The organism is Filimonas effusa (genome assembly GCF_004118675.1).
Lineage (GTDB): Bacteria > Bacteroidota > Bacteroidia > Chitinophagales > Chitinophagaceae > Filimonas > Filimonas effusa.
This window is the reverse complement of record NZ_SDHZ01000001.1, coordinates 1,242,442-1,255,955: the sequence shown is the minus strand read 5'-3', so window position 1 is coordinate 1,255,955 and position 13,514 is coordinate 1,242,442. Positions and strand designations below refer to the sequence as shown.

General features: G+C 42.5%; 8 protein-coding genes. 7 read left to right on the top strand and 1 reads right to left on the bottom strand.

From position 1 onward, the window contains the following. Positions 1 to 76 precede the first annotated feature (76 nt). A complete protein-coding gene (locus ESB13_RS04560; RefSeq protein WP_129001839.1) occupies positions 77 to 2,434 on the top strand; it encodes a hypothetical protein in 2,358 nt (785 codons plus the stop codon). 14 nt (positions 2,435 to 2,448) lie between these two features. Here the strand turns inward: ESB13_RS04560 and ESB13_RS04555 are convergent, their stop codons facing one another. After that, positions 2,449 to 3,366, bottom strand: a complete 918-nt coding sequence (locus ESB13_RS04555; protein ID WP_129001838.1) for a hypothetical protein — start codon at positions 3,364 to 3,366, stop codon at positions 2,449 to 2,451. 430 nt (positions 3,367 to 3,796) lie between these two features. Between ESB13_RS04555 and ESB13_RS04550 the strand changes: the two genes are divergently transcribed. The 6 genes from ESB13_RS04550 (at position 3,797) to ESB13_RS04525 (ending at position 12,956) form a co-directional block, all read left to right on the top strand. Continuing rightward, the gene (locus tag ESB13_RS04550) at positions 3,797 to 4,819 is read left to right on the top strand and encodes an LLM class flavin-dependent oxidoreductase (RefSeq protein WP_129001837.1); all 1,023 of its coding nucleotides are present in this window, start codon (positions 3,797 to 3,799) and stop codon (positions 4,817 to 4,819) included. 264 nt (positions 4,820 to 5,083) lie between these two features. Continuing rightward, positions 5,084 to 5,824, top strand: coding sequence for an SDR family oxidoreductase (locus tag ESB13_RS04545; protein ID WP_129001836.1), 741 nt, complete (start codon positions 5,084 to 5,086; stop codon positions 5,822 to 5,824). Positions 5,825 to 5,838: 14 nt separating this feature from the next. Next, the gene (locus ESB13_RS04540; protein ID WP_129001835.1) at positions 5,839 to 6,753 is read left to right on the top strand and encodes a helix-turn-helix domain-containing protein; all 915 of its coding nucleotides are present in this window, start codon (positions 5,839 to 5,841) and stop codon (positions 6,751 to 6,753) included. A gap of 138 nt (positions 6,754 to 6,891) precedes the next feature. Further along, the gene (locus ESB13_RS04535) at positions 6,892 to 7,713 is read left to right on the top strand and encodes a glycoside hydrolase family 16 protein (RefSeq protein ID WP_129001834.1); all 822 of its coding nucleotides are present in this window, start codon (positions 6,892 to 6,894) and stop codon (positions 7,711 to 7,713) included. Positions 7,714 to 7,969: 256 nt separating this feature from the next. Continuing rightward, the gene (locus ESB13_RS04530) at positions 7,970 to 8,494 is read left to right on the top strand and encodes a hypothetical protein (RefSeq protein WP_164974092.1); all 525 of its coding nucleotides are present in this window, start codon (positions 7,970 to 7,972) and stop codon (positions 8,492 to 8,494) included. Positions 8,495 to 8,591: 97 nt separating this feature from the next. Beyond that, a complete protein-coding gene (locus tag ESB13_RS04525) occupies positions 8,592 to 12,956 on the top strand; it encodes a hybrid sensor histidine kinase/response regulator transcription factor (protein WP_129001832.1) in 4,365 nt (1,454 codons plus the stop codon). The last annotated feature ends 558 nt before the right edge of the window (positions 12,957 to 13,514 follow it).

Genomic DNA, 13,514 nt, shown 5'->3' with positions numbered 1-13,514 from the left:
ATTAATAAGGTATTTGACGAAATAATATTTTTAAATATTAATTATTTATTGTTAGATTGCTGCAAAGGTACCCTGCATGACCACATTAAGAGAAGCACTTCTGGAATTAGGGAAGAAGACTACGCCTACAACCATCTTGGCAGATGAGGGAAGCAGTTTAGTTGATTTTGTTAATGACGATGCATTAGGCGGGTTCGAGCTCACATTTGCCGAACGGATCTTATTAAGTGAAGGGAGTATGCTTGGTAAAGCAGATTGTACTATCCCCCCGTATGTGGAGTACGAAAACCTGGTAGATTTCTCCATTAAGCCTAATTATATCCGTTCGGAGATTATGGAATGGGCGCTTGGGATTAGTATTAGTAAAATATTGTTCCGGTCGGGAACACTAAATATCATAGGAGCTGATTTTATTACCAATGGCGACATTGCTAATGTTAATTATCGTACTTCGAAGGTTGATGGCCTGTTTGAAAGTAATGACAGGTTTTCATTAAACCTTAGCAGCCGGGAGATTACTTTGGATCTTCATTTTAAGTACTGCAATTTTCTTTCAGGTATAAATATCAGCAATAGTTACTGCGAAAATCTTTTATTTACTTCATGCCGGTTTGGTTGCGCAAATGAATCAGATAGTTCTGATGGCAATTATAGTATTTACGCTGTTAATACAGTACTTAAAGGAGATTTTAAAATTGATAATCATCCTAATATATCAAAGGGGATCCAAGCCAAGATGGAAAGAGGGAAAAAATGGTTGATTATTAATTCGACGGTTGATTTTTCTCATGCAAGAATTGACGGTCAGTTTCTGATAGGTGGCATAAATGACTTAGCTCAGCGGGATCAGTTTATCGTAGTGAATGGTAATCTGGACTTGTATAGTTTTTCTGGGAATAGTATCAATCTATCAGGAGCAACTATTGCAGGGACTATCATGCTTAGTTTAGCACGTTTTAACTTTCTTTGGGGCGGGGCATGTACAGCAGACCATATTGTAGGGAACGGTCTCGAGTGCTCAACATTATATTTAAATGGTGGTTGTTTTTTCCCAAAAGGAGTGGTCTTCGGAAAATCTGTTGTTCATGGGGATCTTTTTTTAGGTGGATCTTATTACGGAAAAAATGACGATGAATTAAAGGGTGGAAGTATTAATGTTAGTGGATCACGTATTGGTCGTTTGTATTTGGATGAACGAATGATTGCATTAGGCAGAGTTGATCTTGCTCATACAACTATTGAAGATTCAATATTCTTTGACAATGCCCACATACTTGGGCTTGAGAAGAACAACAAACGAAAAGCAATTGACGCAGCTTATATTCGCGTCAAAAATAGAATATCATTCAGTCCGGCCAGGGATATTGGAACATATGGTCAGCAAACCAATTACTTAAGTAGCATTAAATCGATATTCAATCGTTCTCTTGAAATAGACACTTATACGGACGCGGCAGGTTTACATACGGAACTGGATCAGTTTGGACGCCTGGAGCATGATATATTTTTCCCGGCTTTCTCTAATATCGAAAATTTCTTTCCTGAAGTTGATGAAAAGCATGCAAAGATATTTGGAGAGGCGAATTTTGAACATGCTATAATAGGAGGTGCGATGGACTGCTCGGGAGGAGCCTTTAAAAATCCCGGTGGCGACGTAGGGGATGCCAATCTTCCGAATGCATTAAACTTAAGGTTTTCAGAGATATCTGACTCCTTGTTTATCAACAGAGGGATTGGAGAGAAAAAAGATCCGTTCATAGCAGAGGGAGATATTGATCTTCAGAATGCTACTATAAACAACCTATTTATTAGTGTTCCTAAAAAGGGTAAAAGGAATCGATCTGTCAGGCTAAATCTTATTGGGACGAAATATAATTATGTAGAGAGTGATTGCGGGAGTTCAAGAGATTTTTATGCTGCTAAGTGGATTTACTACCGGAGGAGAAGTTGGTTTGGGTTTAGAAAAAGCAGCAATTTTCGTCAGCCTTTCGAGCAGTTTTCATCGGCACTATTCAAGTCAGGAGAAGATAATCGTGCACGGGACGTGCTGATTTATCATCGTCCGTCGGCAAATATCCTGGAGTATATATTAATGTTTTTTGTCCGGCTGATATATTTTATGGGAAGTCGCATTTATTTGTGCGTCTGCTTCCTGATATTCTTTATTCTAGTCGGTAAGTTTGTATTCGGTGAGATGTTAAACAGACACTTTATTATCGAACAGGGCGCACCAGACAACAAAGTTGATCCGCTAGTGTTTTCATTACATCGTATATTCCCGCTGGTAGACATCATTGATAAAGACGCATATTCAATTAGCCATAATTGTAGCGGTTATTTTATTGTATATTATGTACTTCATTCAGTAATTGGGCTGATATTGTTATCTATGCTACTTGTGAATATCGCAAGAATGAGAAAAGGTGATAATTGATTTTGTCGACGAAGCTAATTCTTTAAGGGGTAGATTTCTGTTTGCCCTTTAAGCATATCTGTTTCTGACGCTGAAAGTGTCTCTCTGTCTCCCTGATATACGTCGTAGCAACTCAGTTGTCTTTCATTAGACAGTGAAATTGAGCCAAAGTTATTTTCCTCTATATTCAGACTTACGTCAGCAGTAAAGATACTGTTTTGAAATACCATATGACATTCTTTCCAAATTGCGAACGATCCCTGTTGTTTGTCCGAATCTTCCGAGGTTAATTTAATTGCGTATGCCTGGCTATCCAATTGGTTAAAGTAGTGCGACAAGTATTCATGGAAAACCTGATTTGTTTCGTTTTCAGCTGAAGTTTGCGAATCCCATTCTTTGTCGTTATTGATCTCGTAGTATTTTTTTATTCTGTTGCTGAACAGGGAATAACTAGAGACCAACTTGTCGCTTTGATACCAATGAATGATCTCAAATCTGCCATGTTTACCTCTAACGTTATCAAAAAATAGCCTGATGCAATCAGGGATATTTTTCTCATTACTTATCCACTCCCCTTCGGCACCTAAGATACTTTTTTTTACTGCAGGATTATTCCGGATAAAATTCCATAGTTCATATATCGGCGTGTTTGATCCATTCAGCTCAAATGCTTTTCCATATTCTTTGCTGTAGAAAAACCTGAGAGGGATATTCTTTCTTACTTCGGAGGGCGAGTCGCATTGGTAGAGATGAAATCCATTGCCGTCCGGTCCGGTGAACAATTTCAAGTTGGATGCGCGAAACATATGATGCTTTGCTATAGTTGGATTTACCCGAAGTTGCTGAACATCTCCATTGATGGATACGTAATCGCTGTTGTTGAAATGGTTGCTCTCCGGATCGATTTTTTCCCATCCGTAAAAATCGGATAGCCATTTTATCTTTGTTTCCATCTTTTTTGTGTTAGCAGGGTTTGGTTTATTTACTAAGATAAAATTTTAAATCAAATTTTTACAATTCTAAGGAGGAATTATTGTGCTTCTATAATGAGATGGGATGTTGGCTACAACGACGGCACTAATTATACTACCTGTTTTTGGGGATAAAGGTTTGTGTGCTAAATGATTTTTTTATACCTAATAATGTATTTCCTAGAGACTTGATCTGGCGGACAGTCAGAAAGGACAGTGGCGAGAAGCAAGTAGTGATTAGTTTTCAGGCATTATCTGCTTTTCTGAATAAGATACATGAAAGTCTGGAGGCAATATGGTTAATCAAAGGAAACTGCCCAAGACAACTTCATCGCAAGTATGCTTATCTTTATGATCAGATAGTTTTACGATTATATTCACTGAAAAGGGAACAGGACCCGAGGAGGATTTTATGAAGAAAATTGGATTTTTGTCGTTCGGACATTGGGCTAGTCATCCTGCTTATAAGACCCGTACAGCAGGTGATACCTTGCTACAGTCTATTGACCTGGCGGTTGCGGCTGAGGAAATGGGGTTAGACGGCGCTTATTTCAGGGTGCATCATTTTGCGGCCCAGCTGGCTTCGCCTTTTCCGTTGTTATCGGCTATAGGGGCCAAAACAAGTAAGATTGAAATTGGCACCGGGGTAATTGATATGCGCTACGAGAATCCGCTGTATATGGTGGAAGATGCCGGAGCTGCTGATCTGATCTCCGGGGGGCGATTGCAACTGGGCATCAGCAGAGGATCACCGGAGCAGGTAATCGATGGCTGGCGTTACTTTGGTTATGCGCCTGCTGAAGGAGAAACCGATGCCGACATGGGGCGTCGTAAGGCGTTGGAGTTTTTGGATAAGCTTAAAGGAGTTGGATTTGCTGAGCCAAACCCCTACCCTATGTTTCCCAATCCGCCTGGTTTGTTGCGGCTGGAGCCGTATTCTGAAGGGTTGCGGGAACGCATTTGGTGGGGAGCCGCCTCCGATGCTACGGCTGTTTGGGCGGCTGAAAACGGGATGTACCTGCAAAGCTCTACTCTTAAATATGATGAAAGCGGCAAACCTTTCCATATACAGCAGGCTGAACAGATCAGGAAGTATAAGGAAGCCTGGAAGAAAGCGGGACATCAGCGTGCGCCAAGGGTGTCTGTAAGCCGGTCTATTTTTGCGCTGGTGACGGATCAGGACAGGTATTTCTTTGGCCAGGAATCGAACAGGAGTGATAAAGTGGGCTATATTGAAAGTGACAGGCGCGCTATTTTCGGAAGAAGTTATGCGGCAGAACCAGACCAGCTTATAAAGGATCTGGCTGAGGATGAGGCCATCCAGGAGGCGGATACGCTTCTTTTGACGATACCCAATACATTGGGCGTTGATTACAATATACATGTATTGTCTTCTATCCTGGAGCATGTTGCACCTGAATTGGGCTGGCGTTAATTGAGGATGTAAAAGCGTTAAAACTGGTATAGCGCCTTCTGCTTTTATTTGCAGTTTGCTCTGGTGAAAAAGGAAGCGTCAGCAATAACGCTTCCTTTTTTTTTGCATTGTTTAGTGCTCTTTTAGTGAGGGCATAGAGCTGAACCGCCTTTTGTTGCGTGTTTAAGCTGCCGGGATCTGACATGGCTACAAAAGATACCAACCGGGCAACTTTTCCCGATAAAATTGATCGGAGGTTTGTGAAAGAATCAAAGTGAGCAGTATATGGAAAACATTAAAGGAAAAGTAGCAGTTGTTACGGGGGCAAGCAGCGGCATTGGTAGGGCCATCGCGATAACACTTGCAAAGAATGGGGTAAAGCTGGTTTTAGGGGCCCGCAGAACCAGGCAGTTGGAGGAGTTGGCGGCAGCAATTGGCGGCGAGGGAGGTGATGCTATATTTGCAGCAGCCGATGTAAGCAATAAAGCCGACCTGGTTAAGCTGGTAAATATGGCGATGGAGCGTTACGGCAGGCTGGATGTTATCGTAAACAATGCGGGTGTAGCCAGGCTTAACAGGATCGATGAGTTGAATGTTGATGGCTGGGACGAAATGATAGATGTTAATATAAAAGGCGTTTTATATGGTATGGCTGCTGCGATCCCTGTTTTCAGGAAACAGCAATCCGGGCATATCGTCAATATTATTTCAACGTCGGGTATAAAGATTGTTCCTACACAGGGCGTATATGCGGGGACGAAAAATGCTGTCCGGACGATTGCTGAAGCTTTCCGGCAGGAGTGTGACGGCAGTATCAGGATCACGGGAATTTCGCCGGGATATGTAAAAACTGATTTTGCAAGTAAAAGTGTGGAGGCCGATGACATGAAGGCGGCAGCAGCCAAAGCTGTTGCGGAAATCGGGATAAGTCCAGAGGCGATTGCTGATGCGGTGGTTTATGCCATCAGCCGGCCCAAAGACGTGGAGATAGGCGATATCGTGATTCGGCCGGCGGTTCAGAATTAAGTATCTTACAGGCAATGCAGCGTCGTTTAGCAGTCATTCATATTGAAAGTATATCGCAATTAATGCGTTCCATGGGGCAGCCGGCGCCGCTGCATCCTTTAATTGCGTTGGTTGACTATAGTAAGGCTGATGCGGAGATGCTGGAAAAAGGACAGATGATCAGCCTGGAATTTTATAAGATCTCATTTAAGAATAAATTTAAAGGTCAGGTAAAGTATGGACAAGGCTATTATGATTTTGAAGAAGGGGGACTGGCTTTTTTAGGCCCCAGGCAGGTGGTAATTGCAACGGAAGATATGAACAGTTATGAGGGGTTTGCTTTGTTCTTTCACCCGGATTTCATCCGGGACTATCCGTTAGGCCGTTCGATCCATCAATATGGTTTTTTTTCTTATGAAGTGTCAGAGGCGTTGTTTCTATCGGCAAAAGAGAAAGAAATCATCGAGGGATTGTTTCGTACCATTGGTATAGAGCTCCAGAACAATATAGATGCGTTCAGTCAGAATGTGCTGGTTTCCCAGATTGAACTCCTGCTTAGTTATAGCGACCGGTTTTATAATCGCCAGTTTCTTACGCGGAAAGCGGTGAATCACCAGATCATTATTGCATTTGACCGCTTGCTAAAAGAATATTTTGATAAGGATGACGGGCTGCAGAAAGGTTTACCGTCGGTACAGTTTATCAGCGCAAGCCTTAAATTATCGCAGCATTACCTAAGTGATATGCTGCGTTCATTAACAGGCTTTAATACGCAGCAATACATTCAAAATGCTGTTATTGAGAAGGCGAAAGAAAAGCTTGCAACCACGAATCTTAGCATTAGTGAGATTGCTTATGAATTGGGGTTTGGTCATTCTCAATCGTTTAGTAAACTTTTTAAAAATAAAACCACTCAATCGCCATCGGCGTTCAGGGCCGGGCTTAAGTGATCTCTTTTTGTTGCTATCGTAAGATTTTGTCCCCTTAAATATCTCATTCAACCTCCTGCCTTATTGGTTTTTACTGTGTTGTTTTGTATGGTCTCTAATACTGTGTGTATTGGAGGGAAGCAAAAACAAGTATAAACTATGAAAAGAGTAAACCTAGCGATCTTGCCATTATTGTGCTGTGTACTGATCTGTTCCTGTAAAAAGGATATGAATCAGCAGGGTGCACTTTATCAGGCGCCTGCAACATCTGATGTTGTAGCGCTTCTGGCCTGGGAAACTGTTATTCCCGCAAATTCCTTTAGTTCTTTCAGTACCTATTGGAACAATTTATACCCCTGGGGTTCTGACCACAATGGTACAGCCAGGATGAGAACAGAAAACATCTCCCTTTCAGGAGATGTGCTCACATTTACAAGTACGGTAACATCGGGTGTGGGGAATAGTAATAAAGACCCTTATTTGCCCATACATTATTATTCAGGCGCTATTCATGCGAAAGCTATACCTGTAGTGAACGATGCTTATCCAAAATGGAGGTTTTCGGCAGAGGTGCAAAGTCCTTCGGCAAAAGGCACCTGGCCTGCGTGGTGGATAACCGGGGCAGACTCCTGGCCGCCGGAAAGTGATATCATGGAATTTAAAGGCAGCACTACTACGTGGACAAATACTTATAAGAATCCCAGCGGAGGCTGGTCGAGCCAGGGGCATGTTATTTCGAATCCTGCCAACTGGCATACTTATACTGCGTATGTTACCAAGATAAGCGCTACGGATGTACAGATAGAATATTGGATAGATGGCACTTTAAAAGCCACCCATACCGGGGCTAACTTTGTTGGAAAACGTTTTAATATTATTCTTAACTATCAAATGGAAGGCTCTTCCGGTTCGCCTGGACCAACAGGGTCTACTGTTATGAAGGTTAGGAATGTTGTTGTTCAGAAAAGCGCTACTTTATAAAATTTAACTAATAATCAACTGCTTTCCCCGATACACCCTTAGCCAGTAAGAAATTCTTACTGGCTTTTTTAGTTTAAGCGGAAGCTTTTTTAAGCAGCTAATTGAGGCTGCGGTGATAAATTCGTTACGCTTTAATAATTTAGAGGCATGTTAGTAATATATCAAAGAGATTAAGATGGAAGTAAAGGACGCATATAATATTGGTCCGGATGAAAGTAACTTCTGTAGCATCTGCTCAGCAACTTTGCCTTACATAATGGTTTTAGTTGGGGGTGTTATGGCTTTTTCTTCCTGTAATAAACTGAAGAGGAAGGCGGGAAGCATTGCTCATAAAGTATCTCAGCGCTTTGATACCGCGAGGGAGCGTATTGGTAGCAAAAAAGACGAAATCATCGATAAAACCTTTCCCGCTTATGATGCGTGGCTGCCTGATACTGACAACAATAAAAAACGGTTTGCCAAACACCTGCAGGTTGATTTGACCGGTGATGTGAAAAATATTTATGCTTACGGCGACTTTTTAGGCGCTGATTATAAGGTGCTGCTTTGTTTCCGGTGTGCTATTTCGACCATTGACAAGATCGTAAAGACGAAGCAGATGAAACCGGCGGAGGGTAAAGGGCCTCATGGGCTGGTATTTTCTGTTAACCTGCCCTGGTGGGATGAATTGAAGTTGACGAAGCTCAGGCCTTATAAGGTTGGAAAAGCAGATGAATACCAGGAGTTCTTATGGTATGATAAAAAGACTCAAACGGCTTATTATGAGGAGTTTAGCCTTTAAGGCGGGCTTGTGGAAAAAATATTTTTAAATGGCGGAGGTATAAACTGCTCCCGTTCGTATTTATGGCAAGAATACTTGCCAAGTAGCGATCGAAGCCATGAATGTATTTAGATCTATAGTCCTGTTACTACTGCTTAGTCCCCTGGGGCTGTTGGGGCAGCCCAAAACGCATATCGAGCATTTTGGACTGGAAGAAGGGTTGCCGCAACGCACGATAATGGATATCATGCAGGACAGCAAGGGTTTTATGTGGCTTGCGACGTGGGACGGGATCTGCAAATTTGACGGTTATAACTTCACTTCCTTCAAAACCGCTCCGAATGACACTATTGTAATGAATACCAGCCGGGTAGACAAAATAGCGGAGGACAGTTACGGCTATATCTGGCTGACAAATTATAATAAGGAGGCATTCAGGTTTGACCCGGCTACGGAGAAATATGTAGCCTCGTTCAGGGTTAACAACCGTGCTTTCAAAACTTCCGAAATTCAGCCTAAGCCATCAGGGAAAGTATGGTTGTTATCGGGCTCAATGGGGGCCATATGTGTGCTGGACTCTCTTAACACGCGCCGCCAGCTTTCGGTAGCGCAAAAAAGTTTGCCGGATAATAAAGTAAATACGGTATTTGAAGACGTCAGTGGGTTGTCGTGGGTGTTAACTGACAATGGGCTGGTACGATTCTCCCCTTCTGTTAGCAAAGACAATACATACAGGGTTTTCTTCAGTGGCAAGGATAAGTTGAGCCAGGGAGCCCATTTTTTATCGGCGACAGAGACTGATAAAGCTATCCTGTTTGGGGCGAATAACGGCAGAATATTTATTTATGACAAGAGTATTGAAACTTTCAGTTCTTTCAATACAGGAGTTCGCTCGGATATTATTTCCATTAAGAAGGCTTACAATAATCTGTTTGTGATACTGACCGGAAATGATGGCTTTTTTATTTGTGATGCGAATATGCGCACTATCAAAAAGGTGGATAAGGTGGCATACAAAGCATTGCCGACTAATGAAATGCTGTCGTGTTACCCTGACCGTAACAATAATATCTGGTTAGAGACCAATTCGAAGGGGATCGCGAAGTACAATTTGTTCGAGGATAAACTCAGCTTTTATACGCCCAACGACTATGGGAACAATGCGGCCTTCTTTCCCAGTTTCTTTATCATGGAGGATAAACTTGGTAATATATGGGCGCATCCTCATGGCGGGTTTTCGTTCTATGATGCCAAGTTGGATAAGATGGTTCCTTTCTTCAATAATCCCCGTTCTCCCGAATGGAAGTTTTCGGATATCCTGCACTATGCCTGCATGGATAAGCAGGGGAATATCTGGCTGAGCACCCGTTCCGGGGGACTTGAAAAGATAGTGATTGAAAACAGCCTGTTCAAGCAAAATGATTTTTATTCGAGCAATATATCGGTTACGGGGTATGAGGTAAGGTCTATTCTTGAAGACGCCAATCATAATATATGGCTTGGTAACCTGGGAGGGATCATATCGGTATATGATTCCAACAGGAATTTAAAGGGCTTTGTATGTGAAGACGGCACGGTGTCTAAATCGGGGAAACGTTTGAAGGCTATGACCTATTCGCTGATGCAGGACAGGAAGGGGAACATATGGGCTGGTACTAAAGGCAATGGTGTGTATTTACTGAAGCCCAGGAACAATTCGTTTGAATCGTTCGAGATAGTGCATTATAAAAATATTCCCGGCGATAAGTATAGTCTCAGCAACGACCTGATCTATTCCATTCATGAAGATGATAAAGGCAGGATCTGGCTGGGCAGTTTTGGCGGGGGGATTAACCTGTTCGATGCTGTTAACAAGCGGTTCTTCAACCAGAATAATCTTTTCAAGCATTACCCGGTTGAAGCGGGTGCGAGAGTACGTACGGTGAGGAGTTTCAACAATAAGTTATATGCCGGCACCACTGCGGGGCTGGTTGTACTTTCTGTAAGTGACAAGGAGCCGGGGATATTGGGTTATAAAGTTTTTACCAAAGCCACCGGAGACATCATGAATGCAAATGATGTACAGAACATTTGTATCACCGGTAATAAAGATCTCTATATTGGCACGTTTGGGGGTGGTATGAGTAAGATAGTATCGTGGGATAAGGATGGTTTTCCCGAGAAGTCGAAGATCTATGGCAAAAAGGATGGTTTGTGTTCGGATATCGTGCTTTCGATTGCTGAGGATAACTGCGGTCATTTATGGATAAACAGTGAAGGGCGTCTTTCGCGATTTAATCCTGCCAGTGAAAAGTGTGAGCGGTTCAATGATGTAAGTAAGGGAAGCAGCCAGTATTTTATGGAGACACTGCCGCTGCTGACCTCTGATGGAGAACTGATCTATGGTTATTCGGCCGGTACTTTGTCGTTCTGGCCGGGTAAAATAGTAAAGAACAATTATACGCCTTACCTGGCTTTGGTGAAGTTAAAGGTGTCGAACAACGATTATACGTTGAACACAAAGGTTGACGATATAAAGGAGCTGGTTTTAAAGCATAAGGAAAATATTTTCAGCATAGAATATGCAGCGCTGGATTACAGCGGGGCGCACGGGATCTCTTATGCGTATAAGCTGGAGGGCTTTGATGAAGACTGGGTTATTAGCCAGCAAAGGATTGCCAACTATACCAATATTCCACCGGGGGATTATATCTTCAAGGTGAAATCGACCAACAGCAGTGGTACCTGGATCGATAATGAACGCAGCCTGCTTATTACGATCAAACCCTCGATATGGCAAACGAAGTGGGCTTATCTCTCCTATTTTTTACTGGGCGCCCTGTTGTTGTACGTGGTATTGAGATCGATCTTTATTTATTATCGTTTAAAGGAAAGGATACTGCTGGAAGAAGCGCAGACAGAAATGCGGAGCCGCTTTTTTACCGAGATCTCGCATGAAATACGTACGCCTCTTACAATGGTTGTAGCTCCTCTTGAAAATATCCTGCAAAACGAAAAGACACATGCTGCTATCAGGCCACAGCTTCAGCTGGTGATGACCAATGCCAACAGGATGTTGAAGATGGTGAACCAGATACTTGATTTCAGGAAGATACAGAAGCAACGGTTGCAGATAAAGGAGATACCTGTTGGGGGTTACGTGGAAGAGGTTTGTAATACGGCGTTCAAACTTACGGAAGACCAGGGGATACATTTAGCCGTGAACAACCAGTTGGGCACGGATACGATATGGGTGGATCCGGAGGCAATAGAAAAGCTGCTTTATAACCTGGTATCCAACTCCATAAAACACACACCCAAAGGAAAGAAGATAGAGGTAAATGTTTTCAGGAAGGATAAGTCGGTTGCCTTACAGGTGAAGGATCAGGGTGAGGGCATGTCGAAAGAGATCCTCAATAAACTGTTTGCCCGTTTTGTTTCTTATAACAAAGACAAAAGCAAGCCGAGTACGGGTATCGGGTTATCGATCGTTAAAGAGATCGTAGATAAACATCATGCAAAGATCGTTGTGGAGAGCGATGAGAACAAAGGCTCTACCATTACGGTGCTATTTCAACCCGGCAGGGAGCATTTTTCGCGTGATGCCAATATTGACATCATATCGGCCAGTGTTAAGCCTGCGGAAGATGATATGACTGTAGTTGAAGGGGCAGCTATGATTACAGAGAAACCGGCTGAAGATTGTATCCTTAAGCAGTTGTCGATATTGGTTGTAGAGGATGATCCTGATCTAAGAGACTTCATAAAATCTGTTCTTACCGATGAATACCAGGTTTATGAAGCGAAAAATGGCAGGGAGGGTTATGAGAAGGCAAAGCTTTTTATGCCCGACATTATTTTGAGTGATCTTATGATGCCGGAAATGGATGGGATTGCATTTCTTCAGAAAATGAGGAGTGATGATAATACCAGTCATATCCCATTTATATTACTTACTGCCAAAACAAGTGCGGATGATGAGCTGGAAGGTATCAATAAGGGTGCCGACGACTATATCACGAAGCCATTCAGTCTGAAGCTGCTTACAGCTAAAATCAGCAATATTCTCAGGCAAAGGAAGAACCTGGCAGCACATTTATTAAAAGGGGCCAGCCATGAACCGGAGGATGTAGTTGTAAAGGAATTGCCTGCACATGGAAATATAACGGAGCAGGATGAGCTGTTTTTAAAGCAATTAAGGCAGGACATACTGGATAATATAGACAGGAGCGAGTTTGCGATAGACGATCTTGCCCGGAAAGCGAATTTAAGCCGGAGGTTATTTTTCAGTAAGGTTAAGAGTCTTTCCGGCCTGGCACCTGTAGAGTTTGTTCGGGAGGTAAGATTGAATTATGCTGCGGAGTTGATAAGAACGCAGCAGTACCGGATTAAAGAGGTGGTTTATATGGTTGGTTTTTCGGATGTCAGGTATTTTGCCCAGTGTTTCAAGAAAACGTTTGGGATGACGCCGATGCAGTATAGAGAGAATGCAAAAGAATGCTAGCGGGTTGCTTTAATTTGATATATGCAGTAATTTCATTGATAGGTATACGATAAGATTCAAAGCCAGGTTGCCTGTGATCGGAGCAGGATAGCCTGGTTTTTTTATGTACCTGGGTTTTTATATCCGGGATAAAAAAATATTAGTGTGGTGTTTTGGCATTATTATGATGCCAAAACGGATCCTTTCCAGGTTAACCCGGAGCTAATTGTATGCAGATAAATTGTTTTCCGTTGAAAACGCCAATTTGTCGACATAAAAAAGCCAAAACGCCAACATGCCTTCGCGCGAAGCGCGCTTAATATTGTGCTGTGAGTCAGCCATATTGAACCATATACTAGCGAGAAAGCTATTGCGACTGAAGTCAGTTGGTAGCCGATCTTCAAAATTCAACTATATCGTTCCTGGCTGAAATTTCCCATCTAAAAGCCTGAATACGATTGTGATGTTGCCGAAAATGGTTGTTGCCAAGGAGAATCCTACAGAAGCGTTTACAGGTTATTTAAGGTTTTGCCTTAGAGAAAGATCCCCTCATGCACACAGTTAGACTGTAGTAACCCA

Bases quoted from the DNA above. Each gene is read 5' to 3' on its own strand.
- ESB13_RS04535 (WP_129001834.1), top strand. From the start codon at position 6,892: ATGAAAAGAGTAAACCTAGCGATCTTGCCATTATTGTGCTGTGTACTG.
- ESB13_RS04560 (WP_129001839.1), top strand. From the start codon at position 77: ATGACCACATTAAGAGAAGCACTTCTGGAATTAGGGAAGAAGACTACG.
- ESB13_RS04555 (WP_129001838.1), bottom strand. From the start codon at position 3,366: ATGGAAACAAAGATAAAATGGCTATCCGATTTTTACGGATGGGAAAAA.
- ESB13_RS04540 (WP_129001835.1), top strand. From the start codon at position 5,839: ATGCAGCGTCGTTTAGCAGTCATTCATATTGAAAGTATATCGCAATTA.
- ESB13_RS04550 (WP_129001837.1), top strand. From the start codon at position 3,797: ATGAAGAAAATTGGATTTTTGTCGTTCGGACATTGGGCTAGTCATCCT.
- ESB13_RS04545 (WP_129001836.1), top strand. From the start codon at position 5,084: ATGGAAAACATTAAAGGAAAAGTAGCAGTTGTTACGGGGGCAAGCAGC.
- ESB13_RS04525 (WP_129001832.1), top strand. From the start codon at position 8,592: ATGAATGTATTTAGATCTATAGTCCTGTTACTACTGCTTAGTCCCCTG.
- ESB13_RS04530 (WP_164974092.1), top strand. From the start codon at position 7,970: ATGGTTTTAGTTGGGGGTGTTATGGCTTTTTCTTCCTGTAATAAACTG.